Origin of the sequence: Flavobacterium aurantiibacter, from assembly GCF_002251775.1 — a bacterium.
In the GTDB taxonomy this organism is placed as follows: Bacteria; Bacteroidota; Bacteroidia; order Flavobacteriales; family Flavobacteriaceae; genus Flavobacterium; species Flavobacterium aurantiibacter.
In genome coordinates, this window is the sequence record NZ_NOXX01000213.1 from 1 (window position 1) to 22,635 (window position 22,635).

Here is a 22,635-nt window from a genome sequence, read left to right on the forward strand (position 1 = left end):
AAAGGCATTCATAGTTTTGAAGAACAACTCTTAAGTTATAGAAAAATCAACCAAACCCTCTTATCTTGAGCGTATTGCTCAGTTAAATGACAAATTTTAGTCGCTTAAAAAATGAGGTCAATTTAAAATTAGCTCTTAAAATATATGCTATGTAGCCTTCCCTAAAAATAGGACAGTTTTAAATTCGACAAATAATTGTTATATCGCTCAGATTTGATGATTAAACCCGTTGGGTGAAATTATTTGAAGTAAAATAAATTGAACAAATGTTGGTCAAGATACTGAAAATCAGTATCTTGAAGTCGCAAAACAACCANTAGGCTTCCCTAAAAATAGGACAGTTTTAAATTCGACAAATAATTGTTATATCGCTCAGATTTGATGATTAATTTTAATTCATCATCAAATCTGGGCCTAAATTCTTTAGGTGTCTTCTTCCCTAATGAGTCATGCGGATGGTTCAGGTTATAATCCTCTCGCCAGTGTTCACTTAATTTTCTCAATTGGTAGATATCATTAAAATAGTATGCATCCAGAATGTCTTCGCGATAGAATCTGTTGAATCGTTCCACGTAACCGTCTGCATTGGTTTTCCTGGTTGTGTATATTTTATTTCGATATGTTTGCTTTGACACCAATTTGTGAACGTTTTAGATATGAATTCAGGTCCATTATCACAGCGGATATATTGAGGTAACCCAACTTCTTGTTCAAGTTGCTCCAGCGTTTCTACTACTTGTCTTGCCGGATAGTTTAATCCTGCATCAATTGCCAGTGCTTCACGGTTGCAGTCATCTATAACATTGAACACCCGTACTTTCCTTCCATCTGTGAGTACATCGCTCATAAAGTCCATACTCCAGCATTCATTCAACATTTGGGGAGTTTCAAGCGGCGTTTTAACCCTTGTGATGATGCGTTTTTTATGCTTGCGCCGCAATTTTAGCTTCATGTTGCGGTAAACACGCAGCACTCGTTTTCTATTCCATTGTAAGCCTTCACGACGAATCTTATTGTAATACTCATCAAATCCCCGTGTCGGGTAATTCTCTGCCAATTCACTTAGTTTATCAATTACCTCAAGATCATTTTTTTTTGGTTTGATAGTACCACATCGAACGGGCAAGACCAACAACATTGCAGGCTCGCGCTATACTAATCAGATAAATCTTAATCAGATACTCGGCACGGTGTTGCTTGTCGGAAGGCTTTAAAACTTTTTTGAAAGAATATCTTTTAACATTGTAACATCAAGGCTGACATCTGCATACATCTGATTTAGTTTGCGATTTTCTTCTTCGAGCTCTTTAAGACAGCTGAGTTGATGCTGTTCCATCCCTGAGTGCTTCTTCTTCCAATAATAGAAAGTACTCTTATCAATACCCAGATCTCTGGAAATAGCACTAACAGACATTCCTTGCTGATTTTCCTTTAAAGCCTTTAAAATTTGGCTTTCTGTAAAATTGTTTTTCTTCATTGTGACAGTTGAAATTTAAAATTAATAAATTTGATTTATAAACGGTTCGAATTAGGGGAAGCCTACAAATACAATTTATATCAATAAAACAGCTATTTTTATTGAACCTGAAATTTATTTAGGACGGGAGTGATTTGTAATATAAACTTGAAACCGACTAAATGAAAAACTATGAAAGAATATATTGAACAGAATAAAATTTTACTTAATCACTTTAAACCATTAGAAGAAAAACACATATTGGATGAGGTAAACTATTCTATTAAAATAAGACAAATCAAAAAAGATGAGCATATTTTAAAAGAAGGCAATTCATCTGATACAATTACCTACATTATCAAAGGATGTTTTAGACAGTATTCTGAATTACAGGGCAATGAAGTAAATTTTCTTTTTTATTTTGAAACCGATTTCGTTTTAGATTATTTAAGTTTTTTAACGAATAGTTTTTCAAAATACAATATTATAGCCATTGAAGATTCTACCATCTTAGAAATAAAAAAGAAAGACCTTAATGCGTTAAAAAGTAGAGATGTATTATGGGATTTATTCTTAAAAAATGTAGCAGAAAAAGAAATCATCAGATTATATAAAAGAAATGAAGTATTACTCACTTTAACACCAGAAGAACGCTATTTAAAACTTTTAGACGTTCATCCGCAAATAATGCAGCGAGTGTCACAAAGAAAAATAGCAACATTTATAGGTATTACAGAACAATCCTTGAGCAGAATTAGAAAAAGAATTTTTACAAAACCGCCGAACTTACCTTAAGTTAATACGACTTGCTTTAGACTAAATGTAGTTTTGTGTAAAATTCAAAACTTACTATTATGAAAATCAATTCAAAAATTCACGGTACATTAGACTACGCATCTGTTTTATTTCTTTGGGCATCACCAACTCTTTTTGGATTGCCTGAAAACACATCTTACTTCACCTATGTTTTAGGCTTTATACATTTGACCCTTACTATTTTAACCGATTTCGATTTAGGGTTAATTAAAGTGATTCCACTTAAAATACACGGCATTATTGAAGCTGTTGTAGCCGTTTTATTAGGTGTAACGGCATTGTTCTTAGGAAGTATTGAGGGTACTATTGCTCGAAATTTCTATCTGATTTTCGCAGTCGTTTTAGCTGGTCTATGGTTTTTAACTGAATACAAGAAAAACACCCTAGATTAAATAAATCATTTAACATAACCCTAAGGTGAAACTATTTGAAGTAAAATAATTTTAATAAGTGTCACTCAAGACGCTAAAAAAAAAAGCATCTTGAAGAAAAAACTATCTATGAAGCCATGGATATACACCTAAAATGAAGCAAGAAGGTATGGAGGTTCGGTTGTGGAACCCCGATAAGAAAAAGGAAGAAACGTATATTTTAGCACCCATGGCCAAAACCGTTCTACGACAGATTGCATTTCCTAAAATGGCAAAAATAGTTTCCAATGAATAAGCTAATAAAACAAAAAAACATCTAAATTGGTATATGAATGTTAACACTTTTAAATCTCATTTCTGACGATTCTTCTTTCAAAATTATAGGACGACAAATACTCAGTTCGCTTTCATAACCCTAGCTGCTATATTCAATCGAAATTTACTGGAAGGCGTAATGCTCGAAAAAAAAGCCAAAATTTTGTTTTTAAAACCCGGAACTACATGTAGTTTGCCTTTCATCATTCCATTAAAGCCAACAGCAGCAACATCAATGGCACTCATTACACCGCTATCGTATAGTTTAGCATGTTTCATATCTGCCCTTTCTATAAAATCAGTTCTGGTAGCTCCTGGTGATAAAACGGTAGCGGTTACACCTGTGTTTTCAAATTCTTTATGAAGGGCTTCGGTAAAACTTATCACGTATGCTTTAGAGGCTCCATAAACGGCAAAATAAGGATCAGGCTGAATGCCTGCTGTTGAAGCAACATTTAAAATTCTGCCCTTTCCATTTTTTTTCATTTCTTTAGCGTAATAATAAGTTAGCTCCGTCAAAGCGATGATGTTTAAATTCAACATTTCAGTATACTTTTCCATACTTCGTTCTATAAACAAGCCGTAATCACCAAAACCTGCATTATTAACGAGGTAGGTTACAGTGAGATGATTGTTTGTCACACAGTTGTAAATAGCTTCACGCCCATCGCTTAGGGATAAGTCTGTAGCGACACAAAACACATTGATGTTACACTTATCCAAAATGGTATTTTTGACAATTTCAAGTTTATGTTTATTTCTTCCAGCCAACAAAATATCAATATCCTTCTTGGCAAATAACAGGGCTAATTCAAAACCTATGCCCCCTGAAGCACCCGTAATTATTGCTACCTCTTTCATATTAGTCAATCAATTTTATGGAAATTGTACTATTCGCATGGTTAAATGTAAATTTGCAATCGGAGAAACTCGGACTCGAAAGCTTTGGCTTAAAATTATTGGAAAAGCCAAATGGTTCTTTAGGGTAGCCAAAAAGATTTTTATCCAGTTTTCCATTACCATTTAAGTCATGAGAAATGGCTACTGCATACTCTCCAACAGGCACTTCAAATTCAACTATTTCTGAAGAACCTGATGTGGGAACTTTAATGTTTTTCCAATATTTGTCAAAAGCGGGAAAATCATCACCAACTCTGTATATACCTACATAAAGTATTTTATTGTTTTCTTTAATGTTGGTAATTTTAATGGTAAGCTTTTTTGTAGCTACAACTGCTTGTCCTTTAGCCCCAACCGTGACAAAAAAAACCAGTAGCAGGAATAAAAATTTGAAATTTTGCATATCAATTTAGCTTTAAATTAAGATCCAAAGTTGAAATCCTTCTACAACACTTTCATTCACATTTGTGAAGAAATGAATTTAGGGCTTACTTATCTCTTTTCTCAATCTGCTGAGGCTTTGTGGAGCCACCCCCAGGTAAGAGGCTATCAAGTAGTGTTGAAACTTGTTGAGCAAATAGGGCTCGTCTTTTAAAAGTTGTAGATACCTTTCTTTAGCATTTGAAGTAAGTAGTGTAAATGCACGTTTATGAACATTTTGATAAGCTGTTGCCGACATAATACTTGCCACTTTTTCAAGATTGATTGATTTTGAAACTATCTTTTGAATGTTAGTGTAACTCAAAGTTATTGCTTCAATATCTTCAAGAGCTTCAATAGTAAGATGGGAGGGGGTTTGTCTCAAAAAGCTATGATAATCTACCAGGAAATAGTTTTCAAATTTTGAATCAGCATCGTTAAAATGAAAATTCCAGGTAAACTCCTGCCCCTCGTGATTAACAAAATAGGACCTTGCTTTACCAGAAACCGTAAACAGTATAGAATTGCAAATATTACCTTGTTGCACTATTTTATCACCCGCCTTATAGCTCTTATTAGATAGTACATTTTCTAAAGCAATAGTGTCCTCATTGGATAGCGAAATAAACTGGGATATGAATTTTACAAACTGGTTCATTTATTATATTTTTTTTGAACTTGTTTCGCCTTTTTAATGTCGGCAAAAGATCAAAAGCTTCTCGTAGTGCGAAACTTTTACTATATTATTAGTCACGATGAATTTCGAGATGAAAAACTAATGTTTTAGTAACCGCCAAACAATCTCTGAATCACAACAAACTCAGCTTTGCGGTATGTATTTTTAGCTATTGCCTATTCTGACCATTGGTTCATTGAATTCTGTCTGCCTCATAAGGGTTAGAGTATTGCCGAAGGCGGGTTCAATAGATGTTTCATAGTTCTTGCTTCGCAAGCAACGAAACTCTAGCTATTATAGCCAGCCTTTGATTATTAAGTTTGTCTCAAAGTTGATTCAATTTTTATTAGATAAGTCGTCAATTTTTTTCAGTCCAAAAAGATTATTTAGTGATTTATTATTGATTAACCTATCAAAAATTTGTTGTGCGTGTTCTTTTTCCTGAAATGGATGTTTTCCGTAAATTTCAGCATAATTATCAGTCACAAAATCATCATATTCATCCTTTTTTTGTCCGATTACTTCCTGTATGGTTTTAAGATAGTCTTTGTTAAATTGTAAATTGTCAGGATTAACTTTTCCTGCTCGAATAAATCCCTTTGTCTTACCTGCGCATCGGCAAGGGTTTTCCTTTCTGATTAGCCCACATTTATTATTCATAAAGTTATAAAGGTCTTTTCGAGCCCTTGATAACTTCTGCCTAAAATTATCTTTTGAAATATTCAACAGATTTGCTCCTAAATCATGATTAACATTGAATAATTCGCCAAGTATGAATACCAATCTTTGGTCACGTTCAAGACACAACAACATCCCATTCATACAGGCTAGTTTTGTTTCTTCAATTTCATCTCTCATCTCGGATTCTTCCAATAAGGATAAGGCTTGACTTGGAATCGAATCAAGTTGCTTTTCAACCACTTCAAATGATTCAGTTGCCAATTCTGACATTGACTTTTTCATTTGCAAAAAGTGGTTAAAAGTAATCCGATATAACCAAGTTCTGAAGTTACCCTCCTTTTTGAACTGTGATAGTTTGGTAATTATTTTGATTAGAACTTCTTGCGTAATATCTTGAGCATCCTGAACATTACCCATCATTTTTAAGGCTATGTTATAGATAAAATGTTGGTGCCTGTAGATTAAAGCTTCTAAGGCAGCCACAGAGCCATTTACTGCACTATCAATAAGCTCGTCATCTGATTTATCTCGATAATTTGACGAAAACGGATTCTGCATTTCATGATTTATTAAGTGCTTTCCTATTCTTGGATGGCACTGTTTATTAATTTGTCACGGACGCTTTTTTATCGTAATAAAGAAGTAGAAGCCCAAAAATAATCGGCATTGGTAGCATGACCCATTCTTGGAATTGAATATGTACTAATGTTGCGGCAGGCATAATTCCAAGCAAGATTATAGTGCCATATCTTTCCCATTTGCTAAACATAAGTAAACCTGCGACTATTTCTGCGAGAGCGACTAAATATCGCCACTCGTCACCCAAGAGCCACTTATTGAAATTATCTACCGCCATTTGTAAACCAATGGCTTTGGGTATGGCTGATAAAATAAACAATACCCCAAGAATTTTTCCTAGAATAATTTTCTTTTCTTGTCCCATAGCTTTACTATTACTTTTTTTGGTATGAAATTCCTTTAGCATCGTTTTCTTCTCTTTCTTTCTGGCTCATCGTGTTGATGTTGGCCACAGAATTTAGTGGGCAACTTGCAGCAGCGGAAGTGCCAATTAACATAATAGCCGCTACTCCAATTACTATGGCAATTGTCCCTGCAACGGCACCAAAGTACCACGCTCCAAGAGCAAGGACACCAATAATCAGACGAATAATCCTGTCAGTCCGACCAAGATTTCTTTGAAACAACTTTTTACTCATAATTTTTACTTTTTAAAGGTTTGTAATGCTTATTAGATTGCATATCTTGAAAAGTGTGACAAGTCAGTTTAAGGTTGAATATAACGTTTTGCCGCTTGCCGCAGTGGGTGATTTCAGAGCTCAAATTGTCAATAAATCACAAAAGTTGATGCGAGGAAGAATGTTCAATAAACCACTTCACCAGTCATTAACCCAAAGGCCTGTTAGTTGCTGCCAATTCTATCCAATAATTCTTTGAGTTATGTTCTTTCAATATTGTTGTCTAATTATTAAGTTGCTATGGCATATTGATTTTTCAATTACCATTCTAAGCTATTAAGTCGAGCAGCCCACATAAGCCTGCACCAATTATTATGGTCCAGGAAATCCAGTCTTTGAACTTATTGTTTTTATGTTTAAGAAACATAATATGAAGTCCTAGATGCACAATCATAAAAATATTAAACCCTTTCATAAACGCTTCTATGTCTTTGCTGTGTTTCAGTTGCCAAATTACAAAGAAGAATAAAGGAATATGAGCAAAAACAAATATTATGTGTCCTAATTTGTCACTAAGCAATGAAAGTCCTGGGAATATTCGCCACTCTCGGCAACGTATGGCGTCCATTTCGTGTATTGTCAAAAGTGAAAGTCCTAAATAAAAGAAAATATGTTCTGTCATATTATCTTGTCTATAAAATGTTTTTCGGTGTTAGTTTATTCATTAAAATCTATATATTCTGTGTCTTCTTCGTCACTTTCAAAACATAAATTTACTGTTCGACCAATAGCAATTGTACGATGAATTATGCCCGATTTTATGCAATATGTATCGTTTGGAAAAAGGTCTACAAATTCTCCGTTTTCAAATTCAATTCTCAGATTTCCTTCAAGAACTATGAATAGCTCATCTGTCCTATTGTGTTTATGCCAAGGAAATATATTGTTTTTGTTAATTGCTATTCTTAAACAATGGTCATTTACTGAAACAACCTTGTCATTGTAATGATGCTCAAGAATATTTTTTTCAAGGTCAACTAGATTAATCTTATCTGTCATATGGTATCTTTCTTAAGGTTGCAGTTAACGGCCAGCCAATTTCAAAAATGCCTACCAAAATCAAATAAATCCAGTTCATGTACATTGTGCTTTTTACTACTTCCTTTTAAGTTTGGTCGTACTAAAAACCTTCCATGTTTTTCCCAAATCGTATGAACGTTCTTCTAAAATGTCGAATGAATCAGGAGTAATATTTGTCCAGCGATTTCTATTCAGATAATCTGATTTTGAAGAACTAGCAATTCTCACCATCACCACGTCTTTCCCTTCAACTACCCACTTGTACTTGGTGTAATTTCCATTTCTAAACATAAATGTTTCGATCCAAGCTTTTTCTGCAGGGTCATAGTACCCACTTGTTAAGTAAGAACCACTCCTATTATATAACAGAAATTTCTTGTTGAGACTACACCCCTCGGTACTTAATGAAATAATTAGTCTTCCAAATAATTGTTCTTTTCCATCTTCAACAATATATTCTTCCCAATCTCCTAGGAAAGGTCTTAAAATTTCAAATTGTTCTCCAATACACGGAGCGGAGTATTTTATATCCGATTTGTTTTGAACAGTCTCCGATTTAACGATTTTCCCTAAGTCTTTAAAGCTTAATCCGTTTATGTTTATTGTTTGATGGGCTTTACTTATAGCTTGCCATTTTTCAGCAATATCAGTATAAGTTCCAGTGGTGAAATATTCAACAGCTACAATAAAATCCCAAGTTAAAGAGTCATCTTTACTGATGTTTTCAATTAACTCGTAGTCATTGAATAGTCCTTGCCTTACCGCAATACTATCCATTGCAAACCAATTTTTCTTTAAAAATATTTTGAGATTCTCTTTTTGACCATTAGCAGCTTTTAAATATGTGTATGTCCAAGTATTTTGATTATTCGACTGGGCTTTCACCTTAACAGCTACACTAAAAAACAGGAAGATCAATACTAAACTTACTTTTCTCATAATCATTATTATTATATTGAAAGCCTACTTTTTATAAGCCTCTCCTTAATTAGCTTTTCTTTGCTGCATTAAATTTCGTCAAGAAGTAATTATCTAATGATACCTTACCGGGGCCTGCCAAAAAGATCGTTAACATCACAGCGGCATAGGCAAACGGCATTTCGCCATCTCCAAAAAAATCTCCCTTATCAGCAATGAATCCAGCTACCAACATCGTTACAAAAATTAAGAAGGCTCCAAATCTAGTGAATAGTCCAAACACCAACATAATACCTCCAAATAACTCAGCTCCTGTTCGCAAGTAAGCCATGAATAAGGGTAGCGGAAAATGTAAATCTTTTTCAAGATAGTCAGCAAAACCAACCATGGCTTTTGTATCAAAAAAGCCGTTCCCATGATTGATAAATAAAATTCCCATTATTACTCTCAGCACTAAGATGTAGTTTTGAGTAATTGGTTCTGTTCCGTAAAATAATTTTGTCAATTTCATAGTGAAAGTATTAAATTTTGCCTACTTAGTGAATGGGGTTTCGGCATGTCCCAAATTCGTTCATATTTTCAATTACAAGTCTTTCTATATTGCTACTAACGGTTTGGCGCTTGGCGCAGTGGCGGATTTCGAAGCGCTAAACTGTCTGCCAGCACAAAGCTTCATTTAACCACTGAATCGCCAATTTCTTGTAGGTGCTGTTATGGGCTGCTTTTGGTCTAAATTTAACGCTTTATATAATTATTGAGTTAATTGAACGTCTTATATGCTTGCCATAACCATCTTGATTGCTGTACCCAAGTCGAATTATAAATTGTATAGGCTTTTTGATTCCTAGATTATCAGAAATATCATTTTTCATTGGTTCTTCTTCCAAGATTTGAGAAATGGTGTGATTCCTAATACTTAATTCAGTACACTTTAACAGGGCCTTTTGATAAAGTCTTCCAGATTCGTAAATAGAAATATTTTCACTACTATTTGAAGTTATCACTAAAAAGCCGCTCGTGTGCTTAACTTGTTCTATCGCACTTTTTATTCCCTGTTTAATGAATGAGTTGCCATTAGCTGATTTTTTGTTAAAGAAACTATACCAGACAAATTTGGGCAAGCCATTTAATCCCAGCATTTCAGGAAAAAGACCATCACCTGATTTTTCCTTTTGATCTTTGTCAAACCTCAACCAATCGCTCAGTTCCCATTGTTTGCTTTTATCATTGCTTTGTTTTGTGAACGCTTGAATTTGCAAGTCTGATATTATTTTGCCTTTTGGGGAGTTCGAGGAGAAGAAATGTATATTTTCCCTGTCCAAGTCTTGAAGATTGGTAATGTCCTGCTTACTCATTTCTCCAATATTATAGTTTTTTCTATCAGTAAAACGATTTTCAATCAGAGATAATTTTGCAATGCTAGAACTTTGCTTATTGCCTTTCATTTCAATACTGAACAATTCTTTGTCTGCTGAAATCAAGCCTAGAAATGGTTCAATTTGCAATCGATTACCTATGGCCATGGCCGCATTATCAATTGTTTCAATAAAGGCAGATATTGAAAGTAAAAACTCTCTGTTATTTGGATCAACAAATGGTAATCTTCGTTGAAAATCACCGAAAGCCTTTATTTTATTTTCCTCAATTTTAACCTTCCACGGTTGAGTATTATGACTACTTGGAGCATGTATGCCATAGGCAAGAATTTGCTGAATAGTTGAATCTATTTTTTGCATCGGTTTCTTATTTAGGGTTTGTGCTTTTAGAATATCCTTTGGCAATACAGAAATAATACCTAATGCTGTCATTGCTTTCATAAATTCCTTTCTATCCATATAAATGTTTTTATTTAGATGTGCATTCAATTTTCTAACGTATTTTATTGGTTTAAAGTAATAAGTTAAAGATAATCGGTTTTTCAATTAGGTTGCCCATAACGGTTTCGGGCTTGGCGAAGGTGGCGATTTTCACCATAAATGTTGATGCGGAGAACCAAACTTTGATTAACCACAAATGTGTCTGCGGAGTACTGAACCGCCACTTTTGCCAAACCCGTGTTAGCTGCTGCCCATTCTATCCATTGATTCTTTGAGTTATGTCCTTTCATTATTATTGTCTAATTATTAAGCTGCTATGGCTGTGGCATATGGATTTTAAATTGTCATCCTAAACTATTAAGTCAAGCAGCCCACATAAGCCCGCACCAATTATAATTGTCCAAGACATCCAGTCTTTAAATTCATTGTTTTTGTGTTTAAGAAACAAAATATGAAGTCCTAAATGCACAATCATAAAAATGTTGAATCCTTTTATAAACGCTTCTAAGTCTTGGCTGTGTGTCAACTTCCAAAATATAAAGAAGAATAAAGGGATGTGTGCAAATAAGAATACTATGTGACTTAACTTATCACTGAGCAATGAAAGTCCTGGGAATATTCGCTACTCTCGGCAACGTATGGCGTCCATTTCGTGCATTGTCAAAAGTGAAAGTCCTAAATAAAAGAAAATATGCCCTGTCATAACATTTTGTTTAATTGATTTTATGTTTTTTCATGCCTGTTTGGGTTGCAGCTAATTATCAGAGAGTAAGTGCTATCTATTCCAAAACAAATACTCCTTATTGCTGTTTTAATACTTTAATGAGTTCTGCCTCTAAATGTTGCTGATGGTCGGGTGTGTTTTGTGTTGCCATTTTTTTGATATAAGATAAATTTTGATTGGAGATGGTAAAAATTCGTTCGCTACTGATTACTCGAGGATCGTTTTGTAAAAGCTTCATTTTAAAATGCAAAATATGCTTTCCATGTTCAGTTACTAGTTCACCTATCAAAACCTCTACACGACCACTATCTTGTGCGTTTGAAATTTCAAAAACATTTTCTTTTCCTTCAACAGGTTTTATAAAACCACTTTCCCAATGGGACGGTGTGTGATTCGGCTTTAACCAAGTACGTTGTTCGTAATAAATGAGATCATTGGCGCCATCCATTTTAAACGTTAAGATTTCGGTGTATTCAAACGAACTGATGGTAGGAAACTGACCTTTTCCATTTCCATGCCATTCACCCAAAAGAAAGTGAAGTTTAGTAGTTTTTAAATTATCCATTAGCCAGGTTGTTTTGTGGGTACATACAAGCTTGTCCTTGTCCTATGGGCAGTACTGAAGCAGTTACCGCATCACTGATTTTTTTATCATACATTTTTGTAATAGCCCATGCGATTAAATCAACTGCGGCCAAACAACCGGCTGCTGTTCCAATAGATTCATGAGTTACTAAATGAGTATCTTCAATAACCTCAACTTCGTAATTTCTTAATGCTTCAAATGCTGTTGGATAAGTTGTTGCAGAGAGTCCTTTTAAGTGACCAAGTGCTGCTATAATCAGAGCCCCAGAACACATAGAAGCAATAATTTGTTTTTCAGGATTCAATTGAAAACGCCCAAGATACGTCTTATCTTTAATAACATCTCTTGTTCCTGGTCCACTCGCAAAAAATACAAAATCCGCTTCATTGGCTTCTTCTATAAAGCCATGTGTTTTTAAATCGATTCCGCTAACGGATACATGTGAATAAGTGGTACCTAGTAGTTTCACTTGAAATTCCTTATCTATTAATTTAACGCGATTAAGTAAGTCCCAAGGCAAAAAGACATCTATATCGGTAAATTGATCAAATGTAATGATCACTGCTTTCTTCATAATTTGATTTTAATTTTTTTAATTTCTAACCCGTTGGGTGAAATTATTTGAAGTAAAATAAATTGAACAAATGTTGGTCAAGATACTGAAAATCAGTATCTTGAAGTCGCAAAACAACCANTATGCCGAAAGACAACGTGTCGCTGCCGCTGGGCTCATTTTAAAATAAATTGGCTTTTAACGAAAAAACCGTAGAGAAAGCCAATTCATTTTAAAACGGAAAACATAAATTTGATTTATAAACGGTTCGAATTAGGGGAAGCCTATAGTTTTAGCTGCGCAAATCAACGTTTTTGAACAGAAGGGGAGTTGTGCAACGGTTACGGCTGTTACTGGCGTTTTTATTCTTCAAGTATTCTTTTCCTTAAATCGATTCCATCTTCTATATACTCAACATTGGGATTTTCTAATATGAACTCTTTCTGAGCGACCTTAAAGATTGAATCAATAAAATTCTCTCCATATTTTCTTCTAATTTCTCTATCCATTTCATCCTGATAGCAATAAGGCTCAAATCCGCCTATTCTAATACATCGTCTTAGATGCTCCTTTGTTTCAATGCCAAATTGACTTAATATTTCTGTCATCTTTGGAAACTCCCTTGGATGAAAGCCGAAGTACACCAATTTCCCATTTTTGGTGTCTCTTAATGCTCTTGACTTTTGGTTTATACAAAATGTATCAATAACGGTAACATCAAGATCTTTATTTTCTATCCACATTTTTGAATAAACTTCTTCGCTGTAAACAATTCGCTTTCCATTTTTGTCAAATTTCGCTAAGCTGTTGCTCTCTGATTTTTCGACGCAAGAAATTACAATTACAGATACAATAAATATTGACAGTATTTTACTCATAAGTTGGATTTTAAATGCGGTTGTGTTAAGGAAAATGAGAGTATAAAGTTCTTACGCATGGTTTTTATGCAGGATTTCGGAGAATTTACAAACAAATCTAAAAACCACTTTTTATCGCTTACAAAGAGCTTTTCCAACCCCTCTAAAATCTGCTAATTACAACTTGAACTAAAAAATAAGCCGCTCTTAAATCGCTTCTAAAGAGGTCTTTTTCTGTTCAGATTTATGTTTTTTTAGTTTTTAAAGGATGTTGGGTAACGGGTAAGGCTGTTATTGGTTCGATGTTCTGTCCGCTCGTCTTTGTAAACCATTTTCAGTGTTGAGTTTCCGAGTCATTGTCTGTCGGCTGTGCGTCGCGTTTTTTATTTTTTTGAAGGGTCGGGAAATTTTTTAAAAACAATTTTTCTTGCGTTGGCTTTGCAAGCTCTTTGACAAAGCTTTGGTCTGCGGGTTGGCTTGTGTGGCTTTGGCAATGTGCTTGCAAATAGCGTGGGCAAATATTGTCCATAAATACTCATTCCTCCTCCAAAATATTGATGTTTTAAATGTTCATATACTAAATTCGTTTTTAAGTCAATGTCGTCTGTCTGATAAGTCGGGTAGGGCAATGTTTCAAATAAGGTCTTACTTACCGTATTGAAAACGGCTGCTGCTGTTACTGATTTGTCAGACCACTGCTCAACTTTCAATTTTTCCTTTTTAAGCTCGTCTAGTAGTTCAATTGATATTTTCTTGATTTCGTTTTTCTCTTTTTCTTCCAACTTTTTACCGTGTCTGAGGATGTCGAAAATTGCTTTTTGCTCGTCTGTCAGTCCTTCTCGTTTGGTGTCGGCTTCTTCTTCGGAATACGAGTTTACAAGTTCAATCAGTTTTCTGAATGTTTCTTTGATGACTACTTCGTCTTTGCCTCGGTTATATTCTTCAATGATTTCTTGATAACGTTTGTAATAGTCAACGGTCAACGGATTGCGTTCTACCATTCGTTTCAGTTGTTTTTCAACTTTGTCTTTGAGTGACTGAACGGCAGCATTTTTATTTTTAGTCTTTAGGAAGTATTGCTCCAATAAGTCAAAATCCAATCCGCTTAGGTCAATGATTTTTTCTTCATTGTGTCCGGGTTCGGCAACCATATTTTCTATGGATTCATCCACCACATTTTGAATTTTTCGCATAATGTCGGCAACATCTGCACTTTCGATATTGTCTTCAATAGCGGTGTAGATTACATCAATAGCATTCTTTCTCGCTGCGTATTGATTCAATACTTTGTCGGGTTGCAGGGCTTTATATTTCTTAAAAACCTCTCTTGCAAAAACCTGAAATTTACGTTTGGTTTCGTCATTGGTGTAAACTGCATTCACACCTTTTTCCATCGAAGCCAATTTGTGCAAACCGTCAGCGTTGATAAGCTCTTGTATATCGAAATTCACTTCGTCTTGCAAAAAGGTTTCAGTCGCTTCTAAAGCTTCTTCCAGTTGCTTGATGAGTTCTTCCTTTGGTTTTACAGGTGGTTCGGGTTTTTCACCACCACCACCACCGCCTTCATCTCCGCCTGAACCATAAATTGCCAAAGCATCGAGTAAAGCCGTGTATGTTTCAATATAGTCTACAATCAATCCGTTGTTTTTACCTTCGCTGGTTCGGTTAGCCCTAGCAATGGCTTGCATTAATGTGTGTGATTTTAGTGGTTTGTCTAAATACAAAGTCGAAAGTGTTGGAACATCAAAACCTGTAATCCACATTGCACAAACTATCACCAAACGGAAAGGGTCATCTTCATCCTTAAACCTTGTTTCAAGGTCTTGGGTGTTCATTTTCTCCCTGTGAGGTTCAATATCTAAATCCCATTTTTGAAATTTTTGAATTTCGTTTTGCTCTGCACTGACTACCACACAAATTTCCGTTCCTTTTATCCATTGCAGTTCACGGCTCTTTTCTAATAATTCCTGGTCGCCATATTTTCCTTTGGCAATTTCTTTTTCCAGTTGTTCAACTGTGAGTTTCCAATGGTGTGTAATTAAATCATACATTCTTACGGCAGTGAGTTTATCCAATGCGACAAACATTCCTTTGCCTTTGTAACCACGATTGCAGAAATGCCAAACGGCATCTTTGGCAATGGCATCTAATCGTTTTTTAGCTGTAAGTATCGGATATTCTCGTGCAAAAAGTTGTTCAACTCTGCTGCGTTGGTCGCTGTCTAAATCTTCGCTTTCGGCATCTATTACGGCTCTTATTTGCTCATTGATTACAGGATTTTTCAAGCCTAAATATTCGCCCCTGTTTTCGTAGTAAAGTGGAACGGTTGCACCATCGTCCACACTTCGTTTAAAGTCGTATCGGGAAACATAATCACCAAAAATCCGCTTGGTTATTTCATCATCTTTGAAAAGTGGTGTTCCTGTAAAACCGATAAATGAAGCGTTTGGCAAGGCGTTACGCAAGTTCATTGCTAAATTTCCGCCTTGTGTTCGGTGGGCTTCATCTGAAATGACGATTATATTATCCCTTTTGGTTATTTCTTCATCAAAATTGAATTTGTGAATCAGTGTAAACAAATAGCGGTGTTCAGAACTCAATAATTCTCTCAAATGCTTTCCGCTGTTGGCTTTCAATGAATCTTTTGCACCTGCTTTTACTTGTGGCACTGCACCCACTCCGCTGAATGTTCCGTAAATCTGTGTATCTAATTCGTTGCGGTCGGTTACGATTAAAAAAGTATAACTTCCGGTAAATTTGTGGTGAATTTTTTGGCAGAAGAAAACCATTGAGTAGGATTTTCCGCTTCCTTGTGTATGCCAAAATACTCCGAGTTTTTGTTTTTCTTCTAGGCTAATTTTGCCTTGTTTATAGAGTTCTTCTTTTTGCTTGATATTTTCTATGGCTTTGTTTACTCCTATAAACTGATGGTTTCGGGCAATAAGTTTTACCACCTTACCCAACGAATTATCAAACAGAATGAAATTCTCGAACAAATCTAAAAAGCGTTTTTTCTCGCAAACACCCACGATGATTCTATCCAAGGCAACAATGCCTTCGTCTTCCTCTGTAATGCGTTTCCATTCGTGAAAGTGCTGATACTTGCCTGTAACGCTACCAATACGGCTTTCTATTCCGTTGCTCAATAGTACAAAAGCATTGTAATAGAAGAGTTTTGGAATTACGTCTTTATAATCTGTGAAATTATCGTTGTAGGCATTTTCTAATTTTCGATGAGCCGCTTTCAGTTCTATGAACAAAAGCGGAATACCATTCACAAAACCTATAATGTCAGGTCTGCGTTCACGGTTGCTTTTACCCTGAATCCATAATTGGCGAACAGCCAAAAAGTTGTTATTCTCTGCATTGTCAAAATCAAAAACCTTTAGCGTTTTGTTTTTTACCTGTTCGCCCTTTTCGTTGATAAAATCAACAGGAATACCGTTTCTTAATAATTGGTGTTTTTCGTAATTGATTTCGGCTAATGACCTGGTAATGCTTTCTTCAATCAGTTTTTCGTAGGCTTGGTTGTAGGCTTGTTCGGGTAAGTTGGGATTGAACTGTTTCAGCTTTTCAAAAAATATCTTTTTGAGAACTACTTCTTTTTTGTTCAGTCTACCCAAAGTACTGCCTTCGCCAAAGCCCTCTTTGTTGTAAGCCAATAGCGTATCCCAACCCAACTGATTGAAAAATAAATCAATCGCTGTTTGTTCTATTAAATTATCTTCTGAGTATTCCCAAGTCATTACTTCTGTTTCTTATTTATTACTTCTTTAATGGCCTCAACATTTTCATTCGTATCAAAACAAAATTCGAATATATCGCCATTTTTAAAGTCAGTGTGTGAATGAAATTTCACACTGAAATATTTTATGTCTTTTGTTTCATTTAATTCTTCTCTTCCAGTCCAAACCTTTTCTTTGGTTACATCAAAATGAATATCACCTAATTTATTCCAAACGTGTGGCATTGGTTTAGCACCGTTTTCAATGTCAATTGCTATTATCAATCCTTCAACAATTTCAACTTGCGGATATTTCTTCGCTACTCTGTAAGAATTAATAAAGCAGTCTCCTTGTTTTATTTCAATGTTACTGAAATCTATTTCAGCAGGTGTGTTTGAAATGGCTATTGGTTCTGCCATTTTAATCTCATTTTGTTTTTCTTCTTTTTTCATTTTCTGTCTTTCCTAATAAATAGTCTGAAAAAATGAAAAAGACAGTTTTTCAGAAAAATTATTTCTTACACTTTTATTTGTCCATTCATCAATTTAGGTAATAAAATATCACGTGCCTCTCGGAGGAGGGTGTTTTGATGATGAATGTTTTTGATTAGATGATAAATCGGTTTCATTTCTTGATTGAAGAATATTAAATCTTTGTCTTTCGGAATAGAAACCAATAAATTTCTTATTATTTGCTGACTGATGTTTTCCTGTGCTGCACCCATTCTAAAACTAAGGATGTATTCTCTATTCTCAATTAGCCAATTTAAAATGTAATAATTGCTTTTAATTTCATCTTTTTCAATGATTGCACAACAAGCCTGATTTGTAGATGAAGGTTGAGAAAGTAGTCCTAGTTTCCCTATAGTTGCTCCATACATAGCCATAATTACAGAACCAGCAGGAAACAATTTAGCGGATGACTTATCAACTGCCTGTTCAGTGATTTTCTCTTCACTTTCAAGCAATATACTATCCGCCAACTCTTTTGATTTGAACCAATTTATTTCGCCTGTGAAATACTCGGCATTTGTTCTTGATGGTGTTCCGCCAGAACTTGTATTATAAAATTCTTCAAGTTTGAACTTTTCACTTTTCACTAATAACTTATAACTAACAAACGCCTTCTCCTCCAACAACTTGATCCGCTTCAAATTATTCTCTATCAAATCATCATAAGCCGATAAAATGGATGCGATGTGGCGTTGGGTGGAGAGTGGGGGGAGATTGATTTTTAACCCTCTTAAAACTTCCAGTCTAATACCTTTCACCGTTGAGCCAATTCCCAAACTCTCAATTTCTACTTTCTTATTTACAATAGCCCAAAGCATAAATTTATTATCAATTCTTTCATTTGGAATTAAGGCTTTTAAATCTTGATTGATAGCCATATCAACCTTATTAATAAATGCCCTACCAAGCCCCATTCTTGTGGAAGTAATTACAGTTCCTGCTGGTATTAGATTAGAAGAACTATTTTCCAATCCAGAATGGGTAATTGTATCTTCAGTTGAATAAAGTTGGTATTTATCGCCAACCATATCTTTAACAGAACACCAAGGGATATCTCCATTCCAATAATCTGAAACAGTTTTCGAAGGTGTCCCTCCTCCAACAATTTTTTCTAAGACATCATTAAATTCAACTTTATCCCACTTCATAGCGACAACTCTTTATAGTTTTCAGAAATAGTTTTTGCCAAGGTAATGGCTTCTTCGTTCAATCTGTAGAACTCTTTATGTATTTTATTTTTCATATCTCTTCCTTTTTATTGTTCCCAAATTGTTTCCCTTCTTCATCCCATCTTTCACGGTAAGCCGCTATATAGTCAACGGCAGCATTGGGGTCAAAACTGTATAAATGGCGGCAAAGTTTTCTATAGAGTGTGAGCATTTGCTCATCAAAACAAAAATCGAGCATAAAATCTAGTGTGTAGGCTATTTTGTTGCTATCGGTGCAATGCTCGGCTATATAATTCGCTACAATGGGTTGGTATTGCAGCACAGCTAGTTGTGCCAGTTGTTCTTGGCTTTCTGCTAGGGCTTTTATTTTTTCAATGAGTTCATTCATATCGCTACCTCTTTTTTAATTTGTTCTAACATCATCCCCAAAATAGTACCATCCAATTTTGAAAATGCAAACCATTTTTTCCCTAAATCTTTTAGAGATGCCCCCAAATGATAAAGCTCTTTTTGGTCGATAATCAGAAACCGGTCGTGGCTGGTTTTTAATTCTTTAACTTCAAAATGGGCAAACTGCTCATTTGCTTTTCTTACATCCAATTGGAGTTGTTTGGTAATTGATTTGGTAAGTAACAGTGCTTTTATATTTTCCGCTTTTTTTGATAAATGCGTAAGGGTGCTTTCATCTATATAGTTGTCTATCAGGATAATTTCAGTTTTAGCTTTCTTAATTAAAGCAGAGGTAAAAGTATAAGCGTCAAAGATTTGTCCATCAAAAAAAATGCCTTGATTGGGCAGTTCTGGGGTTTTGAGTTGCAGGGAGATTTGCTTTACTTCTTTATTCAGCTTTTCGTAGTTGTTTTCTATTCGATCCATCCGCTGGTTAAGTGCATATCCTTTTAACAAATAGTCCCTCAGCACATTAGTAGCCCAAATACGAAATTGCGTACCTTGTTTGGATTTTACGCGATAGCCTACTGAGATAATTACATCGAGGTTGTAATGTTCTGTTAAAGTTGTCTGTGTTTTTCCATCAATTGCTCCATGCTTAGTGGTTGTCGCAAATTTTGCGACAACCATAGTTTTATCAAGTTCTCCTTCAGAAAAAACATTATTGATGTGTTTTCCTATAGTTTTTATATCTCTACCAAACAATGTTGCAATTTGATTTCTATTCAACCAAACTGTATCTTCATCAAGTCTTACCTCGATATACTCAGCTAATTCACCCGACTGGTAAAGAACAATTTCGTTTTTCATACCATTAAATGTTCAATCCTTTGTAATTCTCACTAATCAATTTTGCTAAACTTTCTGCCTCTTCGTTCAAGCCCTCCAACTCAATATGTATTTCGTTCAGGCGTTCTTCGTAGTCAAAGTCATCATCAGTAGTAGTGTCCACACCTACATACCTGCCCGGGCTTAGGCTCCAGTCTTTGGCTTCAATTTCTTTTTGAGTTACTACTTTACATAGCCCTTCCACATCCGTATAAATGCCTTTTGGGAAACGACTTGTGAGCCAATGGGCTTGCTTGTAGTAATATTCGGTTTCGTGGAGCAAGCCGGGTTCTTCTTCATCGGGGTTGCCGCTGAGTTGTTGTTGCAGGGCTTTCAGTTGGTCGAGTTGTTCTTTCAGGTTCAGCTCTTTCCAATCTTTGTTTTTGCTCAGTTGGTATTCTTTGGCTGCTGTGCTTAGGGCATCCAGCAATTGCTTGATGAGTTTGTCTTGTGGTTTGCGGAGTGCTTTGCACAAGTGGGCAATGCTTTCTAAACTATCAATATCTGCTTTGGCATTCTTTGCTTCTGCAATCAGTTTGTTTTGTTGCTCATAAATGCTTGCGGTTTCTTCAAACTTAAATGCATCTACAATCCCGATAGCTATCGGGATTGCTTCTTTATTTTCTTTGGCGTATTTGGTGGCAAAGTCGCTTACGGTCTTAAACACTTTCTGCAATTGCTTTTGCAGTTCGGTTGTTGCATCGGCTGTTTCTTTGGCTAAGTCGGCAGACGTTTGCAAATAGCTTTTTACCGTGCTTTCAAACTTTTGGGTGTTACCTCTATAAAGATTTACAATGCAAATAAGATTTTGCAATTGCTCAGGGCTAAAGTCGTTTACCTTGCTTGTTACCTTGCGGTAAATTTTTCGGGCATCGAGCATCAGCACTTTGTCGCTTTTCTTTTTATCGTTTTCTTTAGCACGGTCAAAAAACCACAGGGTGCAAGGCAACGAACGGGTATAGAAAAAGTTATTGCCAATTGCCATCATCACATCTACCGAACCTGTTTTTACCAACTTCTCCCGAATGTCTTTTTCGCTGTGGCCTGCATCACTGGCAGAAGAAGCCATTACAAAACCTGCTCTGCCTGTTGGTTTCAGGTAGTTGTAGAAATACTGAATCCAGAGATAATTGGCGTTGTCATTTTTAGGCAGGTTTACTTTGCCATCCAAAATCAGTCGTAGGTCACGTTTAACGATATCTTTGGCTTTGTCCACACCATCCACATTAAACGGTGGGTTTGCCATTACAAAATCAGCACCGCCCACAAGGTCGTGTTTGTCTTCGTAAAAAGTATTGCCTTCCTGTATGTTGCCTTCCAGCCCGTGCACTGCCAAGTTCATTTTGGCAAGTTTGGTATTAAGGTCGGCTTTTTCCTGTCCGTAAAAAGTAACTTTCTCGGCAGGTTTCAGTCCTTCGCTTTCAATGAAATAGCCTGTTTGTACAAACATACCTGCACTACCGCAGGCAGGGTCAAACACAATGCCGTGGTCTGGTTCTATAACATTTACAATGGTTTGCACCAAACTCATTGGTGTAAAAAACTCACCACCCTCTTGTGCACCTGTCATTGCAAACTTACCAAGGAAGTATTCGTAAATTTTCCCGAACAAATCGCCTTCGGCTTTTTGCAAAACTTCTTTATTGAAAATGCGGAGCAGTTCCCGCAATAAGTCTTTACTGAAAATGGAAAAGTTCTTGGGCAAAACCCCTTTGAGGTTGTCGTATTCATCCTCAATCAGCTTCATAGCGTTGTCAATGGCTTCGCCTATGTCGGCACTTTCGGGCAATGAAACCAAATAATCAAATTGAGATTGCTCTGGTAAATACATTGCATTTCGTTCTTCAAAGTCTTTTTTGGTTACGGGGCGTCTGCCTCGCTGCGGATGCACAGGTAAATCTTTTTCTATTTCCACTTTCACTTTCTGAAAACGGTTGTAGGCGTGTCGTAAAAATATCAGTCCCAAAACAGGCATTGAGTATTCCGAAGCAGTCAATTTACTGTTTGCTCTAAGTTGGTCTGCGGCTCTCCACAGTTCGGCTTCTAATTTTCTAAGTTGTTTTCCTTGCATGAATTCTTTTATTGTCTTTTTAATATGTCAAATTTATCATTCTTATCGGTGTCCCGATAGCTATCGGGAGCAAAGAAGTGGCTCTTTTGGCTTTGCGAAGGGTTGGTTTGTGCGGTTGGGGCAAAGCCAAATGTGCCACTTGCGGGCTGGCTATAAAATTGTTTTTAAAAAATGCGGGTGGAAAAAAAACATAGGGTCGGCAATGAGTGTCGGCTTACTCGCTGTCCGTTCGTAATATCGTTTCTATGTCTTTGGTCACCTGTCAAAATTTGTTACTCCTTTTCGTGTCAATGTCTGCTTTTTCATGTCGTTATACGCTTGCTGCCAACTCAACAATTACCGAATTCCCACCTTTTTCTCAATTTTAAAAAAAAACAAGCTTAAATCATTTAATCACAGTACAATACTGCGATAAAGTTATGCGCATTTTTCATCTATTAAATCGGACAGTTGTTACGCCTTTAGTCACGTTGCTAATTAAGGTGTTTTTCTCTTCCCAAAACTACCTACTTAT

Annotated in this window: 27 protein-coding genes; 3 read left to right on the forward strand and 24 right to left on the reverse strand. The window is 35.7% G+C overall.

Annotation, left to right across the window (positions count from 1 at the left end; genetic code table 11):
• Nucleotides 1-326: 326 nt before the first annotated feature.
• From CHX27_RS15960 to CHX27_RS11810, 3 genes are all read right to left on the reverse strand, one after another.
• Nucleotides 327-572 carry an integrase core domain-containing protein gene (locus CHX27_RS15960; protein ID WP_165764507.1) on the reverse strand — a complete coding sequence of 82 codons (246 nt, stop codon included), beginning with the start codon at nucleotides 570-572 and terminating at the stop codon, nucleotides 327-329.
• Nucleotides 500-1,057 carry a DDE-type integrase/transposase/recombinase gene (locus CHX27_RS11805; protein ID WP_165764508.1) on the reverse strand — a complete coding sequence of 186 codons (558 nt, stop codon included), beginning with the start codon at nucleotides 1,055-1,057 and terminating at the stop codon, nucleotides 500-502. The genes CHX27_RS15960 and CHX27_RS11805 overlap by 73 nt, the downstream gene beginning before the upstream one ends.
• Nucleotides 1,058-1,210: 153 nt before the next feature.
• Complete coding sequence (locus CHX27_RS11810; protein WP_094486981.1) at nucleotides 1,211-1,477, reverse strand: transposase; 267 nt, start codon at nucleotides 1,475-1,477, stop codon at nucleotides 1,211-1,213.
• Nucleotides 1,478-1,648: 171 nt separating this feature from the next.
• Between CHX27_RS11810 and CHX27_RS11815 the strand changes: the two genes are divergently transcribed.
• From CHX27_RS11815 to CHX27_RS15585, 3 genes are all read left to right on the forward strand, one after another.
• The gene (locus CHX27_RS11815) at nucleotides 1,649-2,251 is read left to right on the forward strand and encodes a Crp/Fnr family transcriptional regulator (RefSeq protein WP_094411946.1); all 603 of its coding nucleotides are present in this window, start codon (nucleotides 1,649-1,651) and stop codon (nucleotides 2,249-2,251) included.
• A gap of 59 nt (nucleotides 2,252-2,310) precedes the next feature.
• The gene (locus CHX27_RS11820; protein WP_094411944.1) at nucleotides 2,311-2,664 is read left to right on the forward strand and encodes a hypothetical protein; all 354 of its coding nucleotides are present in this window, start codon (nucleotides 2,311-2,313) and stop codon (nucleotides 2,662-2,664) included.
• A gap of 133 nt (nucleotides 2,665-2,797) precedes the next feature.
• Nucleotides 2,798-2,938 carry a hypothetical protein gene (locus CHX27_RS15585; RefSeq protein ID WP_165764509.1) on the forward strand — a complete coding sequence of 47 codons (141 nt, stop codon included), beginning with the start codon at nucleotides 2,798-2,800 and terminating at the stop codon, nucleotides 2,936-2,938.
• A gap of 101 nt (nucleotides 2,939-3,039) precedes the next feature.
• Here CHX27_RS15585 and CHX27_RS11825 read toward each other — a convergent pair whose 3' ends face one another.
• From CHX27_RS11825 to CHX27_RS11925, 21 genes are all read right to left on the reverse strand, one after another.
• Nucleotides 3,040-3,819, reverse strand: coding sequence for an SDR family NAD(P)-dependent oxidoreductase (locus CHX27_RS11825; RefSeq protein ID WP_094486982.1), 780 nt, complete (start codon nucleotides 3,817-3,819; stop codon nucleotides 3,040-3,042).
• A 1-nt stretch (nucleotide 3,820) separates the two neighbouring features.
• Nucleotides 3,821-4,261, reverse strand: a complete 441-nt coding sequence (locus tag CHX27_RS11830) for a DUF2141 domain-containing protein (protein ID WP_094486983.1) — start codon at nucleotides 4,259-4,261, stop codon at nucleotides 3,821-3,823.
• 78 nt (nucleotides 4,262-4,339) lie between these two features.
• Nucleotides 4,340-4,936, reverse strand: a complete 597-nt coding sequence (locus CHX27_RS11835; protein ID WP_094486984.1) for a Crp/Fnr family transcriptional regulator — start codon at nucleotides 4,934-4,936, stop codon at nucleotides 4,340-4,342.
• Nucleotides 4,937-5,290: 354 nt separating this feature from the next.
• Nucleotides 5,291-6,193, reverse strand: a complete 903-nt coding sequence (locus tag CHX27_RS11840) for an RNA polymerase sigma factor (RefSeq protein WP_094486985.1) — start codon at nucleotides 6,191-6,193, stop codon at nucleotides 5,291-5,293.
• 46 nt (nucleotides 6,194-6,239) lie between these two features.
• A complete protein-coding gene (locus tag CHX27_RS11845; protein ID WP_165764510.1) occupies nucleotides 6,240-6,578 on the reverse strand; it encodes a DoxX family protein in 339 nt (112 codons plus the stop codon).
• Between the two features lie 10 nt (nucleotides 6,579-6,588).
• Nucleotides 6,589-6,852 carry a YgaP family membrane protein gene (locus CHX27_RS11850; RefSeq protein WP_094486987.1) on the reverse strand — a complete coding sequence of 88 codons (264 nt, stop codon included), beginning with the start codon at nucleotides 6,850-6,852 and terminating at the stop codon, nucleotides 6,589-6,591.
• A gap of 307 nt (nucleotides 6,853-7,159) precedes the next feature.
• Nucleotides 7,160-7,513, reverse strand: a complete 354-nt coding sequence (locus tag CHX27_RS11860) for a DUF6713 family protein (RefSeq protein WP_133063468.1) — start codon at nucleotides 7,511-7,513, stop codon at nucleotides 7,160-7,162.
• Between the two features lie 35 nt (nucleotides 7,514-7,548).
• Complete coding sequence (locus tag CHX27_RS11865; protein WP_094486990.1) at nucleotides 7,549-7,890, reverse strand: cupin domain-containing protein; 342 nt, start codon at nucleotides 7,888-7,890, stop codon at nucleotides 7,549-7,551.
• A 96-nt stretch (nucleotides 7,891-7,986) separates the two neighbouring features.
• Entirely contained in the window at nucleotides 7,987-8,850 is an 864-nt protein-coding gene (locus CHX27_RS11870; RefSeq protein WP_094486991.1) for a hypothetical protein, read from the reverse strand.
• 49 nt (nucleotides 8,851-8,899) lie between these two features.
• Nucleotides 8,900-9,340 carry a DoxX family protein gene (locus tag CHX27_RS11875; RefSeq protein ID WP_094486992.1) on the reverse strand — a complete coding sequence of 147 codons (441 nt, stop codon included), beginning with the start codon at nucleotides 9,338-9,340 and terminating at the stop codon, nucleotides 8,900-8,902.
• Between the two features lie 232 nt (nucleotides 9,341-9,572).
• On the reverse strand, nucleotides 9,573-10,664 hold the full coding sequence (locus CHX27_RS11880) for a hypothetical protein (RefSeq protein ID WP_094486993.1): 1,092 nt from the start codon (nucleotides 10,662-10,664) through the stop codon (nucleotides 9,573-9,575).
• Between the two features lie 331 nt (nucleotides 10,665-10,995).
• On the reverse strand, nucleotides 10,996-11,247 hold the full coding sequence (locus CHX27_RS15965; protein ID WP_394335701.1) for a DUF6713 family protein: 252 nt from the start codon (nucleotides 11,245-11,247) through the stop codon (nucleotides 10,996-10,998).
• Nucleotides 11,248-11,446: 199 nt separating this feature from the next.
• Nucleotides 11,447-11,935: an FABP family protein gene (locus CHX27_RS11885; RefSeq protein WP_094486994.1), complete on the reverse strand. Its 489-nt coding sequence runs from the start codon at nucleotides 11,933-11,935 to the stop codon at nucleotides 11,447-11,449.
• Nucleotides 11,928-12,530, reverse strand: a complete 603-nt coding sequence (locus tag CHX27_RS11890; protein ID WP_094486995.1) for a DJ-1/PfpI family protein — start codon at nucleotides 12,528-12,530, stop codon at nucleotides 11,928-11,930. The genes CHX27_RS11885 and CHX27_RS11890 overlap by 8 nt, the downstream gene beginning before the upstream one ends.
• A 341-nt stretch (nucleotides 12,531-12,871) precedes the next feature.
• On the reverse strand, nucleotides 12,872-13,387 hold the full coding sequence (locus CHX27_RS11895; protein WP_094486996.1) for a hypothetical protein: 516 nt from the start codon (nucleotides 13,385-13,387) through the stop codon (nucleotides 12,872-12,874).
• A gap of 362 nt (nucleotides 13,388-13,749) precedes the next feature.
• Nucleotides 13,750-17,112 (reverse strand): type I restriction endonuclease subunit R, encoded by a 3,363-nt coding sequence (locus CHX27_RS11900; protein WP_094486997.1) that lies wholly within the window; start codon nucleotides 17,110-17,112, stop codon nucleotides 13,750-13,752.
• Nucleotides 17,112-17,543: a hypothetical protein gene (locus tag CHX27_RS11905; RefSeq protein ID WP_094486998.1), complete on the reverse strand. Its 432-nt coding sequence runs from the start codon at nucleotides 17,541-17,543 to the stop codon at nucleotides 17,112-17,114. The genes CHX27_RS11900 and CHX27_RS11905 overlap by 1 nt, the downstream gene beginning before the upstream one ends.
• A 65-nt stretch (nucleotides 17,544-17,608) precedes the next feature.
• The gene (locus tag CHX27_RS11910; protein ID WP_094486999.1) at nucleotides 17,609-18,751 is read right to left on the reverse strand and encodes a restriction endonuclease subunit S; all 1,143 of its coding nucleotides are present in this window, start codon (nucleotides 18,749-18,751) and stop codon (nucleotides 17,609-17,611) included.
• A gap of 91 nt (nucleotides 18,752-18,842) precedes the next feature.
• The gene (locus tag CHX27_RS11915) at nucleotides 18,843-19,160 is read right to left on the reverse strand and encodes a hypothetical protein (protein WP_094487000.1); all 318 of its coding nucleotides are present in this window, start codon (nucleotides 19,158-19,160) and stop codon (nucleotides 18,843-18,845) included.
• The gene (gene rhuM / locus CHX27_RS11920) at nucleotides 19,157-20,032 is read right to left on the reverse strand and encodes a RhuM family protein (RefSeq protein WP_094487001.1); all 876 of its coding nucleotides are present in this window, start codon (nucleotides 20,030-20,032) and stop codon (nucleotides 19,157-19,159) included. The genes CHX27_RS11915 and rhuM overlap by 4 nt, the downstream gene beginning before the upstream one ends.
• 4 nt (nucleotides 20,033-20,036) lie before the next feature.
• On the reverse strand, nucleotides 20,037-22,121 hold the full coding sequence (locus CHX27_RS11925; protein WP_094487002.1) for a type I restriction-modification system subunit M: 2,085 nt from the start codon (nucleotides 22,119-22,121) through the stop codon (nucleotides 20,037-20,039).
• Between the last annotated feature and the right edge of the window lie 514 nt (nucleotides 22,122-22,635).

Excerpts from the sequence above, each read along its gene's own strand:
- CHX27_RS11810 (WP_094486981.1), bottom strand. The coding sequence starts at position 1,477 with ATGAAGAAAAACAATTTTACAGAAAGCCAAATTTTAAAGGCTTTAAAG.
- CHX27_RS11815 (WP_094411946.1), top strand. The coding sequence starts at position 1,649 with ATGAAAGAATATATTGAACAGAATAAAATTTTACTTAATCACTTTAAA.
- CHX27_RS11820 (WP_094411944.1), top strand. The coding sequence starts at position 2,311 with ATGAAAATCAATTCAAAAATTCACGGTACATTAGACTACGCATCTGTT.
- CHX27_RS15585 (WP_165764509.1), top strand. The coding sequence starts at position 2,798 with ATGAAGCAAGAAGGTATGGAGGTTCGGTTGTGGAACCCCGATAAGAAA.
- CHX27_RS11825 (WP_094486982.1), bottom strand. The coding sequence starts at position 3,819 with ATGAAAGAGGTAGCAATAATTACGGGTGCTTCAGGGGGCATAGGTTTT.
- CHX27_RS11830 (WP_094486983.1), bottom strand. The coding sequence starts at position 4,261 with ATGCAAAATTTCAAATTTTTATTCCTGCTACTGGTTTTTTTTGTCACG.
- CHX27_RS11835 (WP_094486984.1), bottom strand. The coding sequence starts at position 4,936 with ATGAACCAGTTTGTAAAATTCATATCCCAGTTTATTTCGCTATCCAAT.
- CHX27_RS11840 (WP_094486985.1), bottom strand. The coding sequence starts at position 6,193 with ATGCAGAATCCGTTTTCGTCAAATTATCGAGATAAATCAGATGACGAG.
- CHX27_RS11845 (WP_165764510.1), bottom strand. The coding sequence starts at position 6,578 with ATGGGACAAGAAAAGAAAATTATTCTAGGAAAAATTCTTGGGGTATTG.
- CHX27_RS11850 (WP_094486987.1), bottom strand. The coding sequence starts at position 6,852 with ATGAGTAAAAAGTTGTTTCAAAGAAATCTTGGTCGGACTGACAGGATT.
- CHX27_RS11860 (WP_133063468.1), bottom strand. The coding sequence starts at position 7,513 with ATGACAGAACATATTTTCTTTTATTTAGGACTTTCACTTTTGACAATA.
- CHX27_RS11865 (WP_094486990.1), bottom strand. The coding sequence starts at position 7,890 with ATGACAGATAAGATTAATCTAGTTGACCTTGAAAAAAATATTCTTGAG.
- CHX27_RS11870 (WP_094486991.1), bottom strand. The coding sequence starts at position 8,850 with ATGAGAAAAGTAAGTTTAGTATTGATCTTCCTGTTTTTTAGTGTAGCT.
- CHX27_RS11875 (WP_094486992.1), bottom strand. The coding sequence starts at position 9,340 with ATGAAATTGACAAAATTATTTTACGGAACAGAACCAATTACTCAAAAC.
- CHX27_RS11880 (WP_094486993.1), bottom strand. The coding sequence starts at position 10,664 with ATGGATAGAAAGGAATTTATGAAAGCAATGACAGCATTAGGTATTATT.
- CHX27_RS11885 (WP_094486994.1), bottom strand. The coding sequence starts at position 11,935 with ATGGATAATTTAAAAACTACTAAACTTCACTTTCTTTTGGGTGAATGG.
- CHX27_RS11890 (WP_094486995.1), bottom strand. The coding sequence starts at position 12,530 with ATGAAGAAAGCAGTGATCATTACATTTGATCAATTTACCGATATAGAT.
- CHX27_RS11895 (WP_094486996.1), bottom strand. The coding sequence starts at position 13,387 with ATGAGTAAAATACTGTCAATATTTATTGTATCTGTAATTGTAATTTCT.
- CHX27_RS11900 (WP_094486997.1), bottom strand. The coding sequence starts at position 17,112 with ATGACTTGGGAATACTCAGAAGATAATTTAATAGAACAAACAGCGATT.
- CHX27_RS11905 (WP_094486998.1), bottom strand. The coding sequence starts at position 17,543 with ATGAAAAAAGAAGAAAAACAAAATGAGATTAAAATGGCAGAACCAATA.
- CHX27_RS11910 (WP_094486999.1), bottom strand. The coding sequence starts at position 18,751 with ATGAAGTGGGATAAAGTTGAATTTAATGATGTCTTAGAAAAAATTGTT.
- CHX27_RS11915 (WP_094487000.1), bottom strand. The coding sequence starts at position 19,160 with ATGAATGAACTCATTGAAAAAATAAAAGCCCTAGCAGAAAGCCAAGAA.
- rhuM (WP_094487001.1), bottom strand. The coding sequence starts at position 20,032 with ATGAAAAACGAAATTGTTCTTTACCAGTCGGGTGAATTAGCTGAGTAT.
- CHX27_RS11925 (WP_094487002.1), bottom strand. The coding sequence starts at position 22,121 with ATGCAAGGAAAACAACTTAGAAAATTAGAAGCCGAACTGTGGAGAGCC.